Origin of the sequence: Rhodococcus gannanensis, from assembly GCF_042681175.1 — a bacterium.
GTDB classification, from domain to species: Bacteria; Actinomycetota; Actinomycetes; order Mycobacteriales; family Mycobacteriaceae; genus Rhodococcus_G; species Rhodococcus_G gannanensis.
On record NZ_JBHUFB010000009.1, the window covers coordinates 231,323 to 253,862 of the forward strand.

The window sequence follows — 22,540 nt, forward strand, 5'->3', positions numbered from 1 at the left end:
GCACGCCAGAACCGAGGAGGGGCCGATGACTGCACAGCCGCAGACCGCTGCCGCATGGCGGGACTTCGAACCGATGCAGCTCGGCCCCATCCTCGGCAATGCGCTGGACGCCTTCCACGAGAACGGTTTTCACGGGACCACCGTCCGCGACCTGGCGCGCCGGGTCGGGGTGACGGTGCCCGCCCTGTACTACCACCACGAGAACAAGGAAGCGATGCTCGTGGCGCTTCTCGAGTCGGCGGTGCGCGACCTCATCGACCGCTGCCGTGCTGCGGTCGCGGAGGGTGGCGACGATCCGGTCCTGCGCTTCTCGTACTTCTACGAGGCCGTGGTGCTGAACATGACGCACCGCGCCCGCCCGTCCGCCCTCGACTCCGAGGTGCGGCACCTGTCGCCGGAGAACCGCCGGAACTACGCCGCGGTCCGCAAGGAGCTCGAACTGATGCTGCTCGACCTCGTCGCCGACGGGGTCGAGCGGGGTGTGTTCGTCGTCGACGACGTACCCGAAACGGTTCGTGCCCTCCTCGGCATGGGTCAGTCCATCGCCCGCTGGTTCCAGCTGGACGGCCCGCTGACCCCCGACCAGGTCGCCGCCCGCTACACCGCCATCGCCCTCCGCGTGGTCGGTGACCCCTCCGCATCCTGACCCACCCGCACCCGAGGAGAGCCACATGCTGACCACCGCATTCACCGAGACGTTCGGCGTCCGTCATCCCATCGTCCAGGGCGGCATGCAATGGGTCGGCCGCGCCGAACTCGTTGCCGCCGTCGCCAATGCCGGTGCACTCGGCATGATCACCGCGCTCACACAGCCCACGCCGGAGGATCTCGCGAAGGAGATCGCGCGCACCCGGGAGCTGACCGATCAGCCGTTCGGCGTGAACCTGACGATCCTGCCCGCGATCACGCCGCCGCCGTACGAGGAGTACCGGCAGGTCATCATCGACTCCGGCATCAAGATCGTCGAGACCGCCGGCTCCAGCCCCGCCCCGCACCTTCCCGACTTCCACGCGGCGGGCGTCAAGGTCCTGCACAAGTGCACCAGCGTCCGGCACGCCGTCAAGGCACAGGATCTCGGCGTAGACGGCATCAGCATCGACGGCTTCGAGTGCGCGGGCCACCCCGGCGAGGACGACATCCCCGGGCTGGTGCTCATCGCCGCCGCGGCCGAGCAGATCACCATCCCGATGATCGCCTCCGGCGGCTTCGGTGACGGTCGCGGCCTCGTCGCCGCGCTGGCGCTCGGCGCCGACGGCATCAACATGGGCACCCGCTTCATGTGCACCGAGGAGTCCCCGATCCACCACACGATCAAGGAAGCGATCGTCGCGGCGAAGGAGACCGACACCGAGTTGATCTTCCGACCGCTGCGCAACACCGCACGCGTCGCGAGCAACACCGTCAGCCGCGAAGTGGTCGAGATCCTCAGCCGCGGAGGACAGTTCGAGGATGTTCGTGAGCTCGTCGCCGGTGCACGGGGGCGCCTCGTGTACGAGAACGGCGACCCGGAGGCCGGTATCTGGTCGGTCGGCACCGTGCAGGGCATCATCCACGACATCCCCACCGCGGGCGAGCTCGTCGAGCGGATCGTCGCGGATGCCGAGTCCCTGATCTCGGAACGTCTCGCGGGCCTCATCGGCGGCCGCGCCACTCAGACCGTCAACGCCTGACCCAGAGGGAGAAACAACCATGCAGCGCAAGCACTTCGAGGCCGACCACGAGGACTACCGCGGCACCGTTCGCGAGTTCCTCGCCCGTGAGGTCGAACCCCACTACCTGCAGTGGGAGGACGATCGCCTGATCGACCGGGCGTCCTACGTGGCCGCGGGCAAATCCGGCATCCTCGGCCTCGGAGTCCCCGAGGAGTTCGGCGGCTCCGGCGTCACCGACTACCGGTTCCGCCAGGTGGTCGTCGAGGAAATCTGCCGCATCAACGCCACGTCGTTCGGCGGCAGCCTCGCGCTCCAGGACGACATCGCCATCCCCTACATCCTTCATCTCGGAACCCACGAGCAGAAGGAACGCTGGCTGCCGAAGATGGCGACCGGTGAGCACATCGGTGCCATCGCGATGACCGAGCCCGGCGCCGGCTCCGACCTGCAGGGCGTCAAGACGACCGCGGTGCGTGACGGCGACGAGTGGGTCATCAACGGCCAGAAGACGTTCATCACCAACGGCATTCACTCGGACCTCGTGATCGTGGTGTGCCGCACCGACCCCGGCGCCGGATCGAAGGGCTTCTCCCTCATCGTCGTCGAGCGGGACACCCCCGGGTTCAGCCGCGGCCGCAAGCTGCACAAGGTCGGCCTGGCGTCGCAGGACACCGCGGAGCTGGTGTTCGAGAACGTCCGCGTGCCCGCGGGCAACCTGCTCGGAGTCGAGGGACGCGGCTTCATCCACCTCATGGAGAACCTGCCCCTCGAGCGCATCGGCATCGCTGTCGGCGCCATCAGCGCGGCCCGCGCCGCCTACGAGTGGACCAAGCAGTACGCGTTCGAGCGCAAGGCATTCGGCAAGCCGATCGGCGATCTGCAGAACACCCGTTTCGTGCTCGCCGAGATGCTCACCGAGATCGAGATCACCGAGTCGCACATCGACCGGTGCGTCATCGCCCTCAACGCCGGCGAACTGACCGCGGTGGACGCCTCGAAGGCGAAGTGGTGGGCCACCGAGCTCCAGAAGCGCGTCGTCGACCGTGGCGTGCAGATCCACGGCGGCTACGGCTTCATGATGGAGTACCCGATCGGCCGTGCGTACGCCGACACCCGTATCCAGACGATCTACGGTGGTACCACCGAGGTCATGAAGGAGATCATCGGCCGCGACATCGCCGCCGAGTTCAAGTAGTCCCACGTTCCCGGGTGAAGGGCGCCTTCGGTCGATCTGTCCACCGAAGGTGCCCTTCACCCATTTCCGAAGGAGGACATCGGTGTTCGATCTGACAGGCAAGCGCGCCCTCCTCACCGGCGGGTCCGCCGGAATCGGGCTCGGCATGGCACGGGGGTTGGCGAAGGCAGGCGCGGACGTCGTGCTGTGGGGCCGCGGGCAGGAGCGGCTGGACGCCGCAGCCGCCGATCTCGCAGAACGCGGCAGCGGGCGAGTCGCCACCCGTTCGGTGGACGTCTCCGACGAGGACGCCGTCCGCGCCGGGGTCGCCGCGGCCGCCCGGGAGTTCGGCGGCCTCGACGTCGTCGTGGTGAACGCCGGTGTGGGCGCCGAACTGGCGAAGTTCGTCGAGTCGTCGACCGATGCCTACCGAAAGGTGTTGGCCACCAATCTCGACGGCGCCTACTTCACGTTGCGCGAGGCGGGGGCGGAGCTGGTCCGCCAGGGTACCGGCGGATCCGTGATCGTCACGTCCAGCCTCGGCGCGCTCCAGGGCGCGGCCCGGAACCAGGCGTACGCCATGACCAAGGCGGGCGTTCTCGCCATGGCCAACGGTTGTGCGGTCGAGTTCGCGCGCGAGGGCATCCGCGTCAACAGCGTCCTGCCCGGTTGGATCGCCACGGACATGACCGGCGGCCTTCAGGAGTGGCAGGCGTTCACCGACAACGTCATCTCCCGTGTCCCTCTGGGGCGCTGGGGAACACCGGAGGACTTCGAGGGTATTGCCGTCTACCTTGCGAGTGACGCGTCCCGTTTCCAGACCGGGACGTCGACGTTGATCGACGGCGGCTACTCGGTCTTCTGACCACCCCTGCCCCACCACTTCCCCGAATGGCTGAAAGTGCCGTTCGTGCGATCTGACGGCATGAACGCCACCTTCAGCCCACAGCGGCAGCCGCCCCACGAAAGGCTGAAGGTGGCGTTCATGCGGTTCACCCGCTTGAACGCCACCTTCAGCCGAAATGCCGTGAGTTCCTGAGAGGACGGGTCAGGCGCCGAGCAGGGCCTGCTTCGCGTCGGCGTACTCACGCGAGAGGCGGGCGACGAGCTCGGACGTGGGCAGCACCGCGTCGACCGATCCGACGCCGTGGCCGGCGCCCCAGATGTCGCGCCACGCCTTGGCGTCGCGGCCCTTGCCTGCCGTGTCGTCGTCGCCGGTGCCGAAGTCCATGGCGGTGGGATCGGACTCCTTCAGGTTCTCGGGGTCCAGCCCGGCGGCGGTGATGCTGCCGCGCAGGTAGTTTCCGTGGACACCGGTGAACAGGTTGGAGTAGACGATGTCGCCGGCCTTCGAGTCCACGATCATCTGCTTGTAGCCGTCGACCGCGTTGGCCTCCTCGGTGGCGATGAACGCCGAACCGACGTAGGCGAGGTCCGCACCCGCGGCCTGCGCCGCGAGGATCGAGCGACCGTGCGCGATCGACCCGGACAGCAGCACCGGCCCGTCGAACCACTGCCGGATCTCCTGGATCAGCGCGAACGGGGACTGCGTGCCCGCGTGACCACCGGCGCCGGCGGACACGGCGATGAGGCCGTCCGCGCCCTTCTCGACGGCCTTGCGGGCGAAGCGGTCGTTGATGATGTCGTGCAGGACGATGCCGCCGTACGAGTGGATCGCCTCGTTGACGTCCTCGCGGGCGCCGAGGGAGGTGATGACGATCGGCACCTTGAACTCGACGACGGTGGCGAGGTCTTCCTCGAGCCGGTCGTTGGACTTGTGCACGATCAGGTTCACGGCGAACGGCGCGGACGGTGCCTCCGGGTTGTTCGCGTCGTGCTTGGCCAGCGCCTCGGTGATCTGGGTCAGCCACTCGCGCAGCTGCGACTGCGGGCGCGCGTTGAGTGTCGGGAACGATCCGACGACGCCGGACGTGCACTGGGCGATGACCAGGTCGGGGCCGGACACGATGAACATCGGGGACGCCACGACGGGCAGGCGCAGCCGGTCCTTCAAGATCGAGGGCAGGGCCATGTGATTCTCCTTGTGCAGGTTCGGTCGTTAGAGCATCTCACCTTTACTTAGCGATCGCTAGGGTGCCCATCACACAGCTCGGCAGCGGCTTCCGCCACGGACAGGCGATCAGGCTCCGTACGCGGCCGCCGCCTCCGGCGTGAGGATGCCCGGGACCAGGAACTGCGTGAGCATCCTGCGGTGGTCGGGATCGGAATCCGAGCCGAAGTCCATCCGTCCGACCAGGATCAGTTCCACCAGGGCGATCCACTGGCAGATCTCCGCATTGGTGCGGTCCGCCCGGATCTCGCCGCGCTCACGTGCGGCATCGATGACCGGACCCCACATCTCCTCGGTCAGGCGGGCGGCCAGACCCGAACTGCCGACGAGCGCCGTCGCCAGGTCCATGTGCTCCGGACTGACGATCAGCCGGACCACCGGATCGGCCCGGCCCCGGTCGACCAGGTAGATGAGCCCGTCGACGATCTGGTCGGCGAAGGTCTTCCGTCGGCGCAGGTACGTGCGTGCCTTCGTGAACATCCGCCGTGAACGCACCTCGATCAGTGCGGTGATCAGGGTGTCGCGGTCCTTGAAGTAGCGGTAGACGGTGGGCCGGGAGATGTCGGCTTCCTTGGCGATGTCGTCCATCGTCGTCTTCGCGACACCGAATCGCTCGAAGGTGCGTTCGGCCGCCTCGAGGATCTGTCCGCGCGCCTTCTCGGGATCCTCACTCAGCACACTGCCTGTTCGCCGCCGCGCCATCGCACCCTTCTCCTGGTGTGGGCCGAGCGCCCTACCCCCGGCCTGGATGCTACCGCCTCACCTGCGACGCGATGTCACTCCGAATCGCCGAACAGGTCGGGCAAGCCGGCCGAGATCCGGTCCGGGAACTCGGGTGCGCGCTTCTCGAGGAACGACTCCACTCCTTCGTGCGCGTCGCCGGACGTGCCGCGAAGGTAGACCGCGAGCGAGTCGGCCCGGTGCGCGACCTCCGGGCTCTCGGCACCGAGCATCCGCCACATCAGCTGACGGGTGAGTGCAACCGACACCGGCGCCGTTCCCTCGGTCATCTCCCGCGCGACCTCGATCGCCCGGGCGAGCACCCGGTCGGCGGGGACGATCTCGCTGACGAGCCCGCCGGCCAGCGCCTCCTCGGCCGACACCATCTTGCCGCCGAGCGTCCAGCGCAGGGCGGTCGCGATGCCGACCACCCGCGGCAGGAACCACGACGAGCAGGCCTCGGGGACGATGCCTCGGCGCACGAACACGAACCCGAAGCGGGCGGTGTCCGACGCGATGCGCACGTCGGCCGGGAGCGTCATCGTGACGCCGACGCCCGCGGCGGGACCGTTGACCGCGGCGATGACGGGCTTGGTCGAGCGGTAGAAACGGAGTGCGACCCGACCACCCTGATCCGCGGGCGCGCCCCCGGTATCCGGGTCGTTCTCGAGAACGAACGTGTCGCCGCCGCCACCGAGATCCGCTCCGGCGCAGAAGGCTCGGCCGGTGCCGGTGACGACGACCGCGCGAATGCCGTCGTCGGCGTCGCACTCGTCCATGAGTTCGATGACGCGTTCACACATCTCGTTGGTGAAGGCGTTCAACCGGTCCGGCCGGTGCAGTCGGAGCACGGCGATGTCGCCGTCCCGCTCGAGCAGCACCGTCTCGTCGAGTGCGGTCGTCTCATCGCTCATGGAGTCCCCTGTCATGTCCGTCATCGCACCTTCGCGAATCGTTCTGCCACGTCACGGTACTCGTCCCGGATGGCGGTCTTCGACAGTTTCCCGCTGGGCAGCCGGGGCAGCGGCTCGTCCCGGATCACGACGTACCGCGGCACCTTGTAATCGGCGACCACCTTGTCACAGTGTTCGACGATCGCTGCGGCGTCGACGTCGCCGCGGACCGTGACGATCGCGGCAGGCGTCTCGCCGAATCGCGCGTCCGGAGCCGCGATCACCGCGACCTCCTCGACGCCGTCGATGGCGCCGATGACCCGCTCGATCTCGACGGGCGAGATGTTGATGCCGCCGGTGATGATCAGGTCCTTCATCCGGTCCACGAACTTGACGCGACCGCCGTCGTCGAGGGTTCCCAGGTCTCCACTGTGCAACCAGCCGTCCCGCAGGGCCTGGGCGGTCGACTCCTCGTCGCCCCAGTAACCCGGGGTGACACCGGGCCCCCGGAGCACGATTTCGCCCTCCTCACCCGGGTCGGCGTCGGTACCGTCGGGGCGAACCACCCGGAGTTCGGTGAAGATCGACCCGGTCCCACAGGTCCCGGGGTGGGTGAACGCCTCCTCTCGGGTGGTGGCGGTCGCGACGCCACCGGCCTCCGTCATCCCATAGATCTGGCGCAGCTGAACATCCTTGTCCGCCCACGCCTTCAGGAGCGCGGGCGCGACCGCGGCGCCGCCGACGATCGCGGTGCGGAGCGACGACATGTCGGCGGCCGCGAACTCCGGAGTGCGCGAGATGGCCTCGAACACCAAGGGCACGCCGAACAGGGCGTTGACCCGATGCTCACCCAGCAGCTTCGCCGCCCGTCCGGGGTTGAGTTCCTTCTCGATCACCAGGGTGTTCCCGAGCACCACCGACATCACCAGGCCCCACACGAGACCCGGGGTGAAGACGAGCGGAAGCAGGAGCAGCGACGTCCCGCCCGGACGGAACCCCTCCTCGGTGAGGGTGGCCTCGAAGACGATGTTGAGCAGCGTCTTGTTGGTGCAGACCACGCCCTTGGACAGCCCGGTCGAACCGCTGGTGAAGAGGATGGCGACCGGGTCGTCGTAGTCGCGGTCGATGCGGAAGTCGTCGCGGCCGCCGTCGCGCAGTCCGGCGAAGTCGTCGAAGGACAGCGCCTGGAAGGCGCCGCCGAGTTCCCGGGTCTGCTCGATCTGCTCGGCGTACTCCGCGGGAGCGATCGTCAGCACGGCGCCGGCGTCGTCGAGGACCTTGCGCAGCTCCGCCGGCTTGAGGCGCGGGTTCAGCGGGACCAGGACGGCACCGGCCTTGAGCACGCCGAGTGCGAGCACCGGCCAGGTGATCGAGTTGGGGCCGAGTACCCCGACCCGATCACCGGGCGCGATGCCGGCGTCGACGATCCGGCGAGCAACCCGACTCGACCAGTCCTGCAGTTCCCGGTAGGTCAGTGTCTCGTCGTCGACGATCAGCGCCCGCTGATCGCCCTTGGTGTCGGCCCACCAGTACAGTGCCGAACCGATCGTCGCAGCCATGTCGTCCTTCTACAGTCGAGATTTCGTGGGGTGGTCGGGGCGTGTCTCCCGATCCCCCTCGGATGCACCCGGCGCGACAATCGTCGGCCTGCAAGGCGGAGGAGAAGCCGATACCGGGGTTGTATCGGCGCCGACGACAACGCGGGAGGCAGGCGATTGGGACGTCGGGAGCGCCGACAGGGGATTGGGAGATACGCCCTATGAAGCCGCGGTCGGGTTCAGGTCCTCCTCGAACCACATCCCGACCCGGGAGAGGGTGCCGCCGTCGGTGGTCGGCATCGTGACGCCCGACATGTAGGCGGAGTCGTCGGAGACGAGGAACAGCGCGGCCTTCGCGTTGTCGACCAGTGACGGCGGACGGTTCAGCTTGAGCGGGATCGGCGAGACGACCGGATCCCACAGGCCTGCGGTCTCCTCGTACGACTGCCCGACGACCGGGGTGCCCGCGGGGGCGAGGAAGTTCGGGGACATGCCGTGGGTGGGTGCGATCGCGTTGGCGCGGATGCCGAACTTTCCGAGGTCGAGGCTCAGGCCGCGGATGAGGCCGTTGATGCCGGCCTTCGTCGCCTGGTAGAGCGCGATGCTGTGGTAGGACACGATCGAGGACGCCGACGAGGTTGCGAGGATGACGCCACCGCCGTTGGCCTTCAGCGCGGGCACCGCGGCCTGCGCGGAGTAGATGACACCGGTGAGGTTGACGCCGCAGACGTGCTGCCAGTCCTCTTCGGTGAGGTCCTCGAAGGCGACCTGCTCGCCGCCGGCGACGGACGGGACGCCGCCGCGCGAGACGACGCCCGCGTTGGCGAACATGATGTCGAGCTTGCCGAACTCGTCGACGGTGCGGGCGACGGCGTCGACCATCTGCGCCTTCTTGCTGACGTCGGCGACGATGTCGATGGCCGTACCGCCCTGTTCCTGCACGAGCTTGACGGTGCCTGCCGCGCGTTCCGGGTCGATGTCGACGACGGCGACCTTCGCGCCTTCGGCGGCGAACAGCTGGGAGGACTGCCGTCCGAGCCCCGAACCTCCACCGGTGATGATTGCGACCTTGTCGTTCAGTTTCATGTGGGCTCCTCGGGGTTCGACGAGTGGTGACGTCTGCCTGACGGCGTCTGTGATCGTGAATCGATCTGATGTGCACCGGATCTCGAACACGGTGCTTGTTTGTCGCGCTCGGGGCGGTGACCACAACCTCCGGCGCGATGTGACCCACGCTACGCCTCGAGCTGTGTTACGTCAATCAATTTTTGTTCTTTGATAAGCAGCGGTGGACGACTCCGAACAGGCCCGCGGACGCGGCGGCGATGCCACCGATCCAGAAGGCGAGAGTGAAGGCCGACTCGGACGGGGCACCGGTCCCCGTCACCGTCATCGAGGCGAGCAACACCGCGACCGCCGCGCTGGCGAGCGAGCTGCCGAAGATCCGGGCGATCGCGTTCACCCCGTTCACGACACCGGTGTCGCCCGCCTGCACCGATCCGACGAGCAGCGAGGGCAACGCGGCGTAGGCGCCGCTGACGAACACGTTGACCACCACCGCGGCGAGAACCAGCTGCCACGGACGGGCATGCGCGACGACCAGCACACCGAAACCGGCCACACCCACGGCGCACATCGCGATCAGCACCCGGTTGGCGCGGAACCGATGGATCAGCCGGCCACTCAGTGCCGCCGACAGCACACCTGCCACCGATCCCGGCAACAGGAACAGCAGACTGGCCTCGAGCACGCTGACACCGAATCCGTAGCCCGTGGTCTCGGGGTCCACCTGCACGAACTGCGCGATCCCGAGGAACTGGACGTACATCGCGGCGCCGACGAGAACCGCGGCGACGTGGGCGGGGGTCACCGCGCGTCCGATCAGGGTCCTCGGCGGAACCAACGGTGCGGCACACCGCCTTTCGTGGCGAAGCCAGTACGACAGCACGGCGAGACCTCCGGCCGCCAGCGCGAGCGCGGCTCCGATCCCCCACCGCTTCCCCTCTGCGATGGCGAGCAGCAGCGCACAGAGCCCGACGGCGAGCAGTGCGGCACCGATTACGTCGAACCGATCATCCCCTCGCTCCTTCCCTTCGACAGCGGGAATCGTCAACCAGATGACGACGAGGGACACAACACTGAGCGCCAGCAACATCCAGAAGACCCGGCGGTAGCCCCCGTCGCCGGAGACCAGCACACCCGCCGCGACCATGCCGACCCCGCCACCCGCCGCCATGATTCCCGACATCAGACCGATGGCATGGGTGAGTCGGCGTTCGTCGAGCACCGCGCGGAGCACCCCGACTCCGACCGGGAACAGCGCGAAGGCGGTGCCCTGCAGCACCCGTCCGACGAGCAGCAGCGGGAGCGACGGCGCGAGGACGCACAGGAGTGATCCGGCGACCACGACGACCAGCGTCCCGATCAGAACCGGACGCCCTCCGCGCTGGTCGGCGAGCCGGCCGAGAACCGGGGTGGACACCGCTGCCGCGAGCAGGTTCGCCGTGAGCACCCAGCCGACCGCGGTCGGTCCGACGTCGAGTTGCCGTGCCATGGTCGGAATCACCGGCACCACCGCGGCCTGCAGGATCGACAGTGTCATCACCGCGAAACACAGCGCGGCAACGACTCGACCGCCGCGAGCGGAGGTGGCGGGTGGGGCGACCCCGACGACCGCGGTCACCTGCCTGCCCACTGCGGCGTACGTTTGGCGGCGAACGCCCGCGGCCCCTCCTTCGCGTCCTCGCTCGTCATGACGATCCGCGCGGCGTTGCGATTGATTGTCCAGTCCTCCTGCGCCCAGCCGGTGTTCGCGGCCGCGCACTCGTGCATCACGCGCTTGCTCTGCTGCACGGCGACGGGCGCGTTCGCCGCGATGGTTCCCGCCAGCTCGAGGGCGACCTCCAGCGCGGTGCCCGCGGGGGCGACTGCGTTGACCATGCCCAGTTCGTACGCGCGGGCTGCGGACACCGGACGACCGGTCAGCGCGATCTCCGCCGCGACCTTGGGTGGCACCTGCCGGTGGATGCGCAGGATGCCACCGGCTGCGGCGATGAGTCCGCGGGTCACCTCGGGTAGTCCGAGCGATGCCTTCTCGTCGATGACGGCGAGGTCCGCCGAGAGCACGATCTCCGTGCCGCCACCGAGCGCGAAACCGTTCACGGCCGCGATCACCGGCTTCGGGATCCAGTGCCGGACGATGCCTGCGAAGTCGCGGTCGCGGTGTTCGGGGTCGTAGACGCCGCGTCCGGCGGCGATCTCCTTGAGGTCGGCGCCCGCGCAGAAGGCCCGGCCGGCCCCGGTGATCACGACGACTCGAACCTGCGGGTCGGCGGCAGCGCGTTCCAGCGCGGCACCCGCAGCAGCGGAGAGCGCGGAGTTCACGGCGTTGAGCGCGTCGGGGCGGTTCAGCGTCACGATCGCGACGTGCTCGCGCAGCTCGTACAGGGCGGCGGGCTCGGTTTCGGTCACGGTGTCTCCTGAGTGGGAAGGTCAGAGATCGAGGACGAGGCGGGGGGTGCAGCTGCGGGAGACGCAGATCATCATCGCGTCGTTGGCTGCCTGCTCGTCGTCGGAGAGGACGGAGTCGCGGTGATCGGGCGTACCGCCGAGAACCGCGACCTCGCAGGTACCGCAGGTGCCCTCGCGGCAGGAGAAGTCGACCCCGATCCCACGGCGCTGGAGTGCGTCGATGATCGACTCGTTCTCGGCCACCTCGACGACCCCGCCGGTACGTCCCAGTTCCACCTCGAACGCACCGTCCTCGGTGTCGCCGACGTCCTTGGGCGCGAACCTCTCCACGTGGAGCGTGACGTGATCGCGTTCGCGGCACGCCGATTCGATCGCCTGCAGGAGCGGTTCGGGTCCGCAGCAGTACACGGCGGTGCCGGGTGCCGCCGAGTCGAGGGCCCCGGCCAGGTCGAGGATGCCGTACTCGTCCTGTGGACGGAGGTGAACGCGGTCGGGGTGCGCGGCGGATAGGTCGTCGGCGAAGGCCATGCTCGCGCGGGTGCGGCCGCCGTACAGCAACTGCCACGGTGTCGACTTCGCGTCCACGTGGCGGAGCATCGGACGCAGCGGAGTGATGCCGATGCCGCCGGCGACGAAGAGGTAGGCGGGCGCCTCGCCGAGGGCGAAGTGATTGCGAGGACCGCCCACCTCGACGAGGTCACCGACCTCCAGCTTGTCGTGGACGTACGCCGAACCGCCGCGTCCGTTCGGTTCGCGCAGCACCCCCACGGTGAGCGACGACGTGTCGTCGGGGTCGCCGCACAGCGAGTACTGCCGGGTGACCTCGCCGAGGACGAGATCGAGGTGGGCGCCGGGTTCCCAGCGCGCCACGGTGCCGCCGTCCGGGTCCGTGAGGGTCACGAGCACGACACCGTCCGCGGCGGGCTCCTTGGCGCTCACCTGCATCCACCGTGCGGTCTGGTTGTCGGTCATCGGCGTGTCCACTTCACTCGATCAGAACTTGACTAAATCTTATGCAATTAGATTAATGAGGCGCAAGGCCGACGTAGAGAGCACTTGCCGACATGCCCGGCCGAGGTCTAAACCTATAGTTGTTAGCCGACCGGTCAGCCGGTCGACCGAAACCGACAGGAGCACACCCCATGGACGCACCCTCCCCTCCCGGATCGGTGCTCGATCTGTTCCGCCTGACCGGATCGGTCGCCGTGGTGACCGGTGCGGGAAGCGGGCTCGGAGCGGGATTCGCGCGGGCGCTCGCCGAAGCGGGTGCCGACGTCGTCGTCGCAGCGCGGCGCCGTGACCGACTCGAGGAGGTCGCGGCCGACGTGACCGCACTGGGTCGCCGCTGCCTCGTCGTCCCGACCGACGTGACCGATCCGGACCAGTGCGACGCCCTCGCCCGAGCGGCGGTCGCCGAGTTCGGCCGACTCGACGTCCTGGTCAACAACGCAGGCGTCACGCACGCCGCACCCGCCACCCACGAGCGTCCCGAGGACTTCCGGAACGTGTTCGACGTCAACCTGTTCGGCGCGTACTGGACGGCGCAGGCGTGCGCCCGGGTGATGCAGCCGGGGTCGAGCATCGTCAACGTCGCCAGCATGCTCGGACTGGTCAAATCGGTCCTGCCGCAGGCCGCATACGCGTCGAGCAAGGCCGGGCTGATCGGTCTGACCCGCGACCTGTCGAATCAGTGGTCCGGACGAAAAGGCATCCGGGTCAACGCGATCGCCCCGGGGTTCGTGGACACCGACATGATCGGCGAGATGTCGCCGGACACCCTGGCCCGCTTCGTCGGCGAATCCTCGCTCGGCCGCACCGCAACCCAGCGCGAGATCGACGCCGCGGTGGTGTTCCTGGCAAGTCCCGCGTCGGGCTACGTCACCGGATCGACCCTCGCGGTCGACGGCGGCACGTCCGGGCACTGAATCCATGCGAGAGGCCGACACCATGATCGACACCACCACCGTTCACCTTCCGGGCGACGGCGTCACCCTCACCGCGGACCGCTGGGATCCGGTGGACACCCGATCCCACGGCACGGTGCTGCTGCTGCACGGCGGCGGCCAGACGCGACATTCGTGGCAGCGCACCGGCGCCCGCCTGGCCGAGCACGGCTGGAGTGCCCTGGCGGTCGATGCCCGCGGGCACGGCGACAGCGAGTGGGCCTCCGACGGCAACTACGCGATCTCGGCGCACGCCCGCGACCTGGCGGCCGTCGTCGCCACTCTCGACGGGCCCCCGGTGCTGGTCGGCGCGTCGATGGGCGGGATGGCGTCGCTCGTAGCGCTGGGCTCGAACCCGACGCTCGGCCGGGCACTGGTGCTCGTCGACATCACGCCGCGGGCCGAACCCGAGGGCCTCGCGAAGATCTCCGCGTTCATGCGGGACGGGCTCGCCGGCTTCGCGACCCTCGACGACGCCGCCGCCGCGGTCGCCGCGTACAACCCGCATCGCAGGCGCCCCCCGCGCGCCGAAGGCCTCCGCAAGAACCTCCGCCAGCGGGACGGTCGCTGGTACTGGCACTGGGACCCGCGGATGCTCAGTCACCGCGAGAACGCTCCCGAACAGGCGGGTGTTCGCGAGGAACAGGCGCGGGCCGCCGCGCGCGCGATCACCGCCCCGACCCTGCTGATCCGTGGAGCACAGTCCGACGTCGTCAGCGACGACGGTGCCCGGGACCTGCTGGCCCTGATCCCGGGATCGCGGCAGGTCGACGTCGGCGGGGCCGGTCACATGGTGAGCGGGGACGACAACGACGTGCTCAGCGAGGGGCTGCTCGAGTTCCTGGCCGACGACGTGCTCGCGTGCCGCCCGACGTGACCGGGCACCGAACCGTCCACCCGTTACGATCGGTTCCACCAACCAGGCGCGCCGTCTGGTGCCGCCGAATGGAAAGCCCGAGATGCCTCGCCCGTCGAAACCGCTGATCAGCCGCGCCTCCGCGGTGGCTGCCTCCATCGAGATCATCGACACCGAGGGGCTCGACGCCTTCAGCCTGCCGCGGTTGGCGCAGCACCTCGGAGTCCGGGCACCGTCGCTGTACCACCATTTCTCCGACAAGTCGGAGATCCTCTCGGCGGTGGCCAGGCAGATCGCCGGCGCCGGGTCGATCCCCCGGCGCAAGCCGGGACCGGACTGGCCCGAGTACTTCGTCTCGATCGCGCTGAACTTCCGGCAGTCGATCCTGCGGCACCGGAACGCGGCCCCGATCCTGCTGCAGTACCTGCCGCGTGACCTGCTGCTGGGTACCTACGAGGAGACCGCCCGGTTCCTGGAGGCTTCCGGGGTCCCGGCGAGGCTGCACGTGCAGATCCTCGACGGCATGGAACGGCTGTCCCTGGGTGCCGCCCTCACCGAGGCGATGCGCGGCCCGAGCACCCGTAAGACCATCTTCCCGAACGTCGATCCGGAGTCGCAGCCCACGCTGGCCCGCGCCCTGGACGAGAACGAGCTGACCTCCAAGAAGCTCTACGAGGAGATGGTCCGCAGCTTCCTCTACGGCGTCACCCGCAACGAGGCGGGCGCGGACGCCAGGTCCGCCTGACCGAGGGACCCCTCGCGGGCTGCTCGTGCGTTCCCTCCCGAATGGACCATTCGGGAACACCGGGCGAAGGCGTCAGTGGCGTTCGAACAGGTCCACCGCGGTGGTGATCCGCTCGTCCGGCAACTCCTCGGCGATGTGCGTGCCGGTGCGCAACCATCCGCCGCGCAGCGCCGAGCGGAGCCAGTTGTCGAGGCCGCGCTGGGTTTCGAAACGGAGCACGATGACGCAGACGTCGGAGGTGCTGCTCTCCTTGAGCCATCCGCCGCCGAGGAACCCCGGAAACATCCGGGCCAGACCGAGGCCGCTCTGGATCCAGTCGGTGAACTCGTCGTCACGTCCGGGTCGAATGCGACGCACGATCGTGGTCGTCACGTTCTCGCCCGCGCCCGGCACGGTGCGGTCCGGCCCACCCCCGTCGGTGCTGTTCACTGTCTCTGCCTCGGTTCCCGCGCACTTCCACCCGCACAGACTTCCGTGTGCGACCACCTCAAAATAGCAGCGCGACGACAGCAGGCGATGCCCGCGGAACCGAGAATTCCACGGGCATCGCCTGACGACTGCCGCCGAGCCTGCTAGGCCGGCATGTGCACCGTCTTGGTCTCGAAGAACTCGTCGAGCCCCTCGACACCACCCTCACGGCCCACGCCGGACTGCTTGTAGCCGCCGAACGGGACGGTGAAGTCGATGACGGCACCGTTCACGCTGATCGTCCCCGTCCTGATGCGCTGCGCCAGCGCGTAGCCGCGGTCCAGGTCCTCGGTGTACACCGCGCCGGAAAGCCCGTAGATCGAGTCGTTCGCGATGGCGACCGCATCGTCCTCGTCCTCGTAGGTGATGAGCGAGATGACGGGACCGAACACCTCCTCCTGAGCGATCCGCATGTCGTTGCGGACACCGTCGATGAGGGTGGGGGCGACGAAGAATCCCTGGTCGATGCCCTCCGGGCGCCCGCCGCCGAGGACGACGGTCGCGCCGTCCTCCACCGCCGCGGCGATGTAGCCCTGGACGCGGTCGCGGTGACGCTCGCCGGCCAGTGGGCCGAGGAAGTTGGTCTGCTCCCATGGGTTGCCCATCGGCAGCGAGCCGTAGGCCGCCTTCAGTGCTTCGACGACCTCGTCGTGCCGCTTGCGGGACACGAGCACCCGGGTGAGGGCGATGCACGCCTGGCCGGACTGCATGCAGCTACCCATCGGCAGCGACTGCAGCACGTGGTTCAGGTCGGCGTCGTCCAGGATGATGGCGGCGGACTTGCCGCCCAGTTCGAGCGAGACGCGGGCGATCCGCTCACTCGCGAGGGCCGCGATGCGACGTCCGGCAACCGTCGAGCCGGTGAACGAGATGTGGTCGACGTCCGGGTTGGTGACGAGGGTCTCGGACACCTCGCGATCGGCGATCAGCACGCTGACGACGCCCTCGGGGATGCGACCCTCCGCGACGAGTTCGGCGATGACGTCGGCGAAGACGGCGGGCGAGAGCGGGGCGTCCGGCGCACCCTTGAGGATCACCGAGCAGCCGGCGGCCAGTGCGGGCGCGACCTTGAAGGCGATGGTGCCGATCGGCCCGTTCCACGGAATGATCGCGGCGACAACGCCGGTGGGCTCCTTGAGGATTCGCGAGATGCCGCCGTCCGCGCGAGTGCGGTCCTCCCGCACCTCGAACGTGCGCGCCTCCTCGGCGACGGCGCGGAACAGGCCCGCGGTCATCTGCTGGGTACCCGCGCTGACCGCCACGGGGATGCCCACTTCGAGGACGCCGATCGTCGTCAGTTCCTCGGTGCGCTGCTCGAGCCGGTTCGCGATCTCCTCGACCACGTCGGCGCGCTCGGCCATGGTCTTGCCCGACCACACGCCGTCGTCGAAGGCCTTGCGGGCAGCGGCAACGGCGCGTTCGACGTCTCCCGCCGTGGCGGTACGGATCCGGGCGGCGCGCTGCTCGCTCCACGAGTCGACGAGATCGACCCACTCGTCGCCGGTCGAGTCGACCCAGCGACCTCCGATGAAGACCTGCTCGCGATCGGCGACCTGGGGGGCCGACGCGGTGGTGTCGGTGATGGTCATTGTGTGGCCTCTCAGCTCAGCGGTTGTTGTAGCCGGCGTCGACCGGGAGGGTGACGCCGGTGATGTAGCGGGCCTCGTCGGACGCGAGGAAGACGATGGCGTTGCTGATGTCGACGGCCTCGATCAGCTCGACCGGCATCGGGTTCTTGTATGCGTCGTCGTTCGCGACCTCGGGGTGGGCGTTGACGAACGCGCCGTACTCCGCGTTGGCGACCATCGGGGTGTTGACCCCGGTCGGGTGGATGGTGTTGACGCGGATGAAGTGCTTGGCCAGCTGCTTCGAGTACAGCCGCATCAGGCCCACGACGCCGTGCTTGGCGGCCGAGTAGCCGGCCTGGCCGGGGAACGTGTTGAGGCCGATGCTGGTCAGGCCGGCCGCGGAGCTGGTGATCGCGATGGACCCGCCCTCGCCGCGCTCGATCATGCCGGGCACCGCGACCTCGAGGACGTGCCACACGCCGGTGAGCATGGTGTCGACGGCATCGTGCCAGGCCTGCGGCTCGCTGCCCTGGTCGATCACGGGCATGATGCCCGCGTTCGGGACCAGGATGTCGACGTGCCCGAACTGCTCGATGCCCGCGTCGTAGGCACGCTGGACGTCCTCCCGATTGCGCACGTCGCCGACCGTGGTGACGATGCTGCCGCCCACCTCCTTGACCAGTCGCTCGGTTTCCGCGAGGTCTTCCTCGGTGGCCATCGGGTAGAACACCGACGGAATCTGCGCGCAGATGTCCATGCCGATGATCGCCGCGCCTTCCTCGGCGAGGCGGACCGCGTGGGCACGCCCCTGCCCCCGCGCCACACCGGTGATGAATGCAACCTTGCCTGCGAGCCTGCTCATGGGATTCCTTCTCTCGATGACTGTGTCAACCCGGGCTCGCTCGTCGGTCGGAGACCGCTCGCCCCGGGGAATCGACCACCCGATGTGCGGGCGGGATCCCCGCAACCGCTGTGAGTGCCGTCACACGACGCTACCTCCGGACGGTCCGACGGTCAACACCTGACAAAAATCGTCCTGCGTCTCATGTACTGTCGACCCGACCTGGTAGCAGGCATGGGCCTCGTCCTGCTCGAACGAGAGCAACCGGCACATCCGCACGGCACGGTCGTCGTCGGGATCGATTCGCATCAGCGCGATCTGGGCGCCCGCGTCGCGCACCGCGACGAGCGCCCGCACCAGCAGCGCCGACCCCAGCCCCCGACCGGAGGCGCGGTCCGAGACGACGAGCGCCCCCAGCCACGCCGCACGCAACTCCTCGTGCTCGTGCAGCCCCGGATCGAAACGCACGTAGCCGGCCGGCTCACCTCCCACCGACGCGAGTACCACGAGCCCGGAATCGTCGGTGCGAGAGAGACTGTCGCGGTGTCGCGTCGGCATCGCCGTTGCCGCCACGACCGCGTCCACCTCTGCCGAGGCCGCGTCCCACGACACCGGCTCCGACAACACCGCCTCGGTCGTCACAGGATCGAGGGGGTCCGCCCACGGCCCCGACAGGTGCCGCAGCAAGGTCCACTGCCGCCGGACGGCAGGAACGCCGAATCGTGTCGTCAGCCGGTCCGCGGCGGGGTGCGAACCGTAGGCCCACGCCCGCAGCATCCGGGCACCGGTCCCGGCCCAGCCGCCGTCACCAGCGGCGTCCAAACCCAGTTCCTCGACCAGGAGCGTGGCGATCCCACGCGACCGGTAGTCGGGGTCCACGACGAACTGAACGGCACCGAGCCCGTCACCGTCGACGGCGAGACGCAGGTAGGCGACCACCACCCACGGTGCGTCGTCACGAACACTGAGGTCACGCCGGGCCCGGATCGGCAGGTGCCACACCCGTTCCCCCTCCGACGAGCGGGCATTCAGGTCACGCGGGTCGATGGCCGAGAAGCCGGCCTCGGCGTCGTACTCCGCCGCGCGTCGCACCAGCGCGAGCACCTCGTCACGGTCGTCGACCGCCAACTCGTCGCACCACCGGTAAGAGATCATTCCAACTCCTCGTCGAGCGAATGTGCGGGTAAATCTAACGGTCATCGGTTTATGCCGCAAGGGCCCGAGAGAGACCGAGGGTTTACAACCTAAACCTAAATGGTTTAGATTTAGGCTCAGGATCGGCGGTCCGGAGCGAGCGCGCCCCGCGACCCGGCCGACGACGCAGACGAGAATGGAGGTAACCCGATGACCGAGGTCGGAGCACCCCGCGAAGAACGCATCCGGCGGGCACTGGACCACCTGCGCAACGACACGACGGACGAGTTCGAGCACCTCACCTGGTTCGAGCCCGTCGAGTTCACCGACCCGGAGATCGCGAAGCGCGAACGGGACCGCGTCTTCGGCCGGGTCCCGACCATCGTTGCCCACGGCTCCGAGATTCCGCGGGCGGGAGACTTCTTCACCCTCCAGTTGCCGCGCAACAACGTCATCGTCGTCCGCCAGCGGGACGGGAGCGTCAAGACCCTCGTGAACCAGTGCCGCCACCGCGGCGCCATGGTGGAGAAGGAGGAGAAGGGCCGTTGCCGCCTGTTCTCCTGCCCCTACCACCGCTGGTCGTACGACACCGACGGAACGCTCCGCACGATCACCCGGGACAACACCTTCGGCGACGCCGACCGCTCGGAGCGCAACCTCGTCCAGCTGCCCACCGAGGAGCGGCACGGGTTCATCTGGGTCGTCGACGACGCGAACGCGACCATCGACGTCGCCGACTGGCTCGGCCGCGACATGGACGACATCCTCTCCTCGCAGGATCTGGGCACGAAGGTGACGACCCGCGTCCAGGTGTTCGAGGAGCCTGTCAACTGGAAGTTGATGCAGGACGCGTTCCTCGACGGCTACCACATCCAGTACGCACATCCGAACACCGCGGCGAAGCACATCCACACCAACGTGATGGCCTTCGAGGACTTCGGTCACCACTGCCGGTTCATGAACCTCCGCAAGACCATCGACCGGTGGATCGAGGAGGATCCCGGCGACCGCAGTCTCGCCGAGCACACGACCGAGACGTACTTCATCGGACCCAACAGCACCCTGCTGCGCCAGCCCGATCACTACCAGCTGCTCACCTTCCGGCCGCACCCGAGCGATCCGCAGCAGTGCCGCATGGAGATCCGCCTGGTCTGCCCGACCCTCGAGGACAGCGGAATGACCGAGGAGCGCTGGAACCGCATCTGGGACAAGAACGTCGAGATCCTGGTCGCGGTCCTGCACAACGAGGACTTCCCGATCCTGCGCGACTCGCAGCGAGCCATGACCAGCGCCAACGCCGGCAACATGCTCCTCGGCCGGAACGAGGTCGCCAATCAGGTCTTCCGCCGCGAAATCCAGACACTCGTCAGCGAGAACTGACACCGAACACCAGGACGGGACGCCGTGGAGCGTCCCGTCCGTAGGAGGCTCACGTGGAGAGCGATCTCTTCGAGAAGGATCACGAACTGTTCCGCGACTCGGTCCGGGGGTTCGTCGACAAGCAGGTCGTCCCGAACCTGGAGAAATGGGACGCCGACCGGCTGATCGACCGCGAGACCTGGCTCGCCGCGGGCCGTCAGGGCCTGCTCGGCCTCACCGTGCCCGAGGAGTTCGGTGGCCCCGGCGAATCCGATTACCGGTACCGGGTGGTGATCCAGGAGGAGATCGCCCGCGTCGGCGCGTCGGCGCTGCAGTCCGGGTTCTCCACCAACGACGACATCGCCCTGAACTACCTGTTGCGGCACGCCGACGACGAGCAGAAGCGCCGCTGGCTGCCGGGCTTCGTGACCGGCGAGACGATCGGGGCGATCGCGATGAGCGAGCCCGCCGCGGGAAGTGACCTGCGCGCCGTAACCACCTCCGCGGTCGAGGACCGCGACGAGTGGGTTCTCAACGGCGCCAAGACCTTCATCACCAGCGGCATCCTCGCCGACCTGGTGATCGTCTTCGCGAAGACCGACCCGGACGCCGGCTCGAAGGCGTTCAGCCTGTTCGTGGTCGAGGACGGGACCCCCGGTTTCTCGCGCGGCCGCAAGCTCGACAAGGTGGGCCTGCACGCGCAGGACACCGCCGAGCTGTTCTTCGACAACGTCCGGATCCCTCACGAGAACCTCCTCGGAGCCCGAGGCGCCGGCTTCGCGTACCTGATGCAGTCGCTTCCCCTGGAGCGGCTCGGAATCGGCATCGCCGCACAGGTTTCGGCGGAGGCTGTGTTCGCCTGGACGATGGACTACGTCCGCGAACGCACCGCATTCGGCAAGCGGATCGGCGAATTCCAGGGCATGGGATTCGATCTAGCGAAACTCCGCACCGCCATCGAGGTCTCCCGGAGCTACATCGACCGCTGCATCCGTGAGTACAACCAGGGCACGTTGACCGCCGTCGACGCATCGAAGGCGAAGCTGTGGGCCACCGAGTTGCAGGGACAGGTCGTCGACGCCGGCGTCCAGTACCACGGCGGCTACGGCTACATGATGGAGTACCCCGTCGCCAAGGCCTACATAGACCACCGCATCCAGCGAATCTACGGCGGCACCAACGAGATCATGAAGGAAATCATCCACCGGGACCTGATGAAGGCCTGACGTTCGCGCGGCGTGCGACACCTCTGTGGGGCGGATCGAAAGATCCGCCCCACAGTCGTGTCCGGAGCCGGGGTGACACGTGCGAGATCCCGGACGGGGGGTTGACCATATTTACTAATGGCGATAGTTTATTTTTCGTGAGGCAGGACACCCGCGAGATCTGCTGTCGCACACCGTATGCGTACTTCGCCGGACCGGCGGAGCACCGAACGCCGACCCGGGCGAACGATCTTCAGTCCGGGTCTCCGAGATCGACACCCGAGAGAAATGCCCTGAGCATGTCGACGAAGAGCAGCTCGTCGGCGTCTCTCGCCACCGACCCGGTGCGCTCGCGCGACTCTGCTGCACCGCCCGACGGGAGTTCGATCAGCGCCGGACGACCGGTTGCAGTACAGACCGCGGACCCGACCGTCATCCGGTGGGCCGCCTCGAGCAGGAACAGATGGTGGGAGGCCGGAACGCCGTGCGCACCCAGAAGGTCCGAGTACTGCGCATAGAGCTTGTGCAACAGCGACTCGGGGAACCAGGCGAACACCACCGGAACCAGGTTCGGGTGGCGGAGCAGCGTGTTCCGGAACTCGAGAGACTCCGCGATCAGCCACTCCCTCCACTGCCCGGGGGCCGGATCCGGGATACGCGGAGTCTCGAGGACGATCGCGCGTGCGACCTCGGCCAAGATCTCGGTCCTGTCGGCGAAATGGTTGTACAGGGACGGTGCCCGCACACCCAGCGCGCTCGCAACGCGTTCGAGGCTGAACCCCTCCATGCCGTCGCGATCGATGATCTCGACGGCAGCAGTCACCACCGCCTTCCGGGTGATCGCCGGCTTGCGTCCCACAGATCCTCCTCCAGGTCCCCGCGACATGCTACTCGCGTCCGCA

General features: G+C 68.4%; 22 protein-coding genes. 9 read left to right on the plus strand and 13 right to left on the minus strand.

Features of this window, described 5'->3' with window-relative positions; all coding sequences use genetic code 11:
- The first annotated feature begins 25 nt into the window (after nt 1-25).
- From ACFSJG_RS07835 to ACFSJG_RS07850, 4 genes are all read left to right on the plus strand, one after another.
- On the plus strand, nt 26-646 hold the full coding sequence (locus tag ACFSJG_RS07835) for a TetR/AcrR family transcriptional regulator (RefSeq protein ID WP_378484637.1): 621 nt from the start codon (nt 26-28) through the stop codon (nt 644-646).
- 25 nt (nt 647-671) lie between these two features.
- Complete coding sequence (locus ACFSJG_RS07840; protein WP_378484638.1) at nt 672-1,670, plus strand: NAD(P)H-dependent flavin oxidoreductase; 999 nt, start codon at nt 672-674, stop codon at nt 1,668-1,670.
- A gap of 19 nt (nt 1,671-1,689) precedes the next feature.
- Nucleotides 1,690-2,847 (plus strand): acyl-CoA dehydrogenase family protein, encoded by a 1,158-nt coding sequence (locus ACFSJG_RS07845; protein WP_378484639.1) that lies wholly within the window; start codon nt 1,690-1,692, stop codon nt 2,845-2,847.
- An 82-nt stretch (nt 2,848-2,929) separates the two neighbouring features.
- Nucleotides 2,930-3,691 carry an SDR family NAD(P)-dependent oxidoreductase gene (locus ACFSJG_RS07850; protein WP_378484640.1) on the plus strand — a complete coding sequence of 254 codons (762 nt, stop codon included), beginning with the start codon at nt 2,930-2,932 and terminating at the stop codon, nt 3,689-3,691.
- A gap of 183 nt (nt 3,692-3,874) precedes the next feature.
- Here the strand turns inward: ACFSJG_RS07850 and ACFSJG_RS07855 are convergent, their stop codons facing one another.
- The 8 genes from ACFSJG_RS07855 to ACFSJG_RS07890 form a co-directional block, all read right to left on the minus strand.
- Nucleotides 3,875-4,858 (minus strand): NAD(P)H-dependent flavin oxidoreductase, encoded by a 984-nt coding sequence (locus ACFSJG_RS07855; protein ID WP_378484641.1) that lies wholly within the window; start codon nt 4,856-4,858, stop codon nt 3,875-3,877.
- A 108-nt stretch (nt 4,859-4,966) separates the two neighbouring features.
- Nucleotides 4,967-5,599 (minus strand): TetR/AcrR family transcriptional regulator, encoded by a 633-nt coding sequence (locus tag ACFSJG_RS07860; RefSeq protein WP_378484642.1) that lies wholly within the window; start codon nt 5,597-5,599, stop codon nt 4,967-4,969.
- Between the two features lie 74 nt (nt 5,600-5,673).
- Nucleotides 5,674-6,531, minus strand: coding sequence for an enoyl-CoA hydratase-related protein (locus ACFSJG_RS07865; protein ID WP_378484643.1), 858 nt, complete (start codon nt 6,529-6,531; stop codon nt 5,674-5,676).
- Nucleotides 6,532-6,551: 20 nt separating this feature from the next.
- Complete coding sequence (locus ACFSJG_RS07870) at nt 6,552-8,069, minus strand: class I adenylate-forming enzyme family protein (RefSeq protein ID WP_378484644.1); 1,518 nt, start codon at nt 8,067-8,069, stop codon at nt 6,552-6,554.
- A gap of 198 nt (nt 8,070-8,267) precedes the next feature.
- A complete protein-coding gene (locus ACFSJG_RS07875) occupies nt 8,268-9,134 on the minus strand; it encodes an SDR family NAD(P)-dependent oxidoreductase (protein WP_378484645.1) in 867 nt (288 codons plus the stop codon).
- 175 nt (nt 9,135-9,309) lie between these two features.
- A complete protein-coding gene (locus tag ACFSJG_RS07880) occupies nt 9,310-10,743 on the minus strand; it encodes an MFS transporter (RefSeq protein ID WP_378484646.1) in 1,434 nt (477 codons plus the stop codon).
- Nucleotides 10,728-11,519, minus strand: a complete 792-nt coding sequence (locus tag ACFSJG_RS07885) for an enoyl-CoA hydratase-related protein (RefSeq protein WP_378484647.1) — start codon at nt 11,517-11,519, stop codon at nt 10,728-10,730. Before ACFSJG_RS07885 ends, ACFSJG_RS07880 begins: the two co-directional genes overlap by 16 nt.
- A gap of 21 nt (nt 11,520-11,540) precedes the next feature.
- A complete protein-coding gene (locus ACFSJG_RS07890) occupies nt 11,541-12,491 on the minus strand; it encodes a PDR/VanB family oxidoreductase (protein WP_378484648.1) in 951 nt (316 codons plus the stop codon).
- A 170-nt stretch (nt 12,492-12,661) separates the two neighbouring features.
- Here ACFSJG_RS07890 and ACFSJG_RS07895 point away from each other — a divergent pair, with 170 nt between their 5' ends.
- The 3 genes from ACFSJG_RS07895 (at nt 12,662) to ACFSJG_RS07905 (ending at nt 15,063) form a co-directional block, all read left to right on the plus strand.
- Entirely contained in the window at nt 12,662-13,444 is a 783-nt protein-coding gene (locus ACFSJG_RS07895) for an SDR family NAD(P)-dependent oxidoreductase (protein WP_378484649.1), read from the plus strand.
- A 22-nt stretch (nt 13,445-13,466) separates the two neighbouring features.
- Nucleotides 13,467-14,339, plus strand: a complete 873-nt coding sequence (locus ACFSJG_RS07900; RefSeq protein WP_378484650.1) for an alpha/beta fold hydrolase — start codon at nt 13,467-13,469, stop codon at nt 14,337-14,339.
- A gap of 82 nt (nt 14,340-14,421) precedes the next feature.
- Nucleotides 14,422-15,063, plus strand: a complete 642-nt coding sequence (locus ACFSJG_RS07905; protein ID WP_378484651.1) for a TetR family transcriptional regulator — start codon at nt 14,422-14,424, stop codon at nt 15,061-15,063.
- Between the two features lie 72 nt (nt 15,064-15,135).
- Here ACFSJG_RS07905 and ACFSJG_RS07910 read toward each other — a convergent pair whose 3' ends face one another.
- The 4 genes from ACFSJG_RS07910 to ACFSJG_RS07925 all read right to left on the minus strand — a co-directional run bounded on the left by ACFSJG_RS07910 (nt 15,136) and on the right by ACFSJG_RS07925 (nt 19,095).
- Nucleotides 15,136-15,492 (minus strand): antibiotic biosynthesis monooxygenase, encoded by a 357-nt coding sequence (locus ACFSJG_RS07910; protein WP_378484652.1) that lies wholly within the window; start codon nt 15,490-15,492, stop codon nt 15,136-15,138.
- Between the two features lie 143 nt (nt 15,493-15,635).
- Nucleotides 15,636-17,120 (minus strand): aldehyde dehydrogenase, encoded by a 1,485-nt coding sequence (locus tag ACFSJG_RS07915; protein WP_378484653.1) that lies wholly within the window; start codon nt 17,118-17,120, stop codon nt 15,636-15,638.
- A gap of 16 nt (nt 17,121-17,136) precedes the next feature.
- Nucleotides 17,137-17,961 carry a mycofactocin-coupled SDR family oxidoreductase gene (locus tag ACFSJG_RS07920; protein ID WP_378484654.1) on the minus strand — a complete coding sequence of 275 codons (825 nt, stop codon included), beginning with the start codon at nt 17,959-17,961 and terminating at the stop codon, nt 17,137-17,139.
- A 120-nt stretch (nt 17,962-18,081) separates the two neighbouring features.
- On the minus strand, nt 18,082-19,095 hold the full coding sequence (locus ACFSJG_RS07925) for a GNAT family N-acetyltransferase (RefSeq protein ID WP_378484655.1): 1,014 nt from the start codon (nt 19,093-19,095) through the stop codon (nt 18,082-18,084).
- Between the two features lie 189 nt (nt 19,096-19,284).
- On the opposite strand from ACFSJG_RS07925, the gene ACFSJG_RS07930 reads away from it, so the two are divergent.
- Complete coding sequence (locus tag ACFSJG_RS07930) at nt 19,285-20,454, plus strand: aromatic ring-hydroxylating oxygenase subunit alpha (RefSeq protein WP_378484656.1); 1,170 nt, start codon at nt 19,285-19,287, stop codon at nt 20,452-20,454.
- Nucleotides 20,455-20,507: 53 nt separating this feature from the next.
- Nucleotides 20,508-21,659, plus strand: a complete 1,152-nt coding sequence (locus ACFSJG_RS07935) for an acyl-CoA dehydrogenase family protein (RefSeq protein WP_378484657.1) — start codon at nt 20,508-20,510, stop codon at nt 21,657-21,659.
- Between the two features lie 232 nt (nt 21,660-21,891).
- Here the strand turns inward: ACFSJG_RS07935 and ACFSJG_RS07940 are convergent, their stop codons facing one another.
- Nucleotides 21,892-22,497 carry a TetR/AcrR family transcriptional regulator gene (locus tag ACFSJG_RS07940; RefSeq protein WP_378484658.1) on the minus strand — a complete coding sequence of 202 codons (606 nt, stop codon included), beginning with the start codon at nt 22,495-22,497 and terminating at the stop codon, nt 21,892-21,894.
- Between the last annotated feature and the right edge of the window lie 43 nt (nt 22,498-22,540).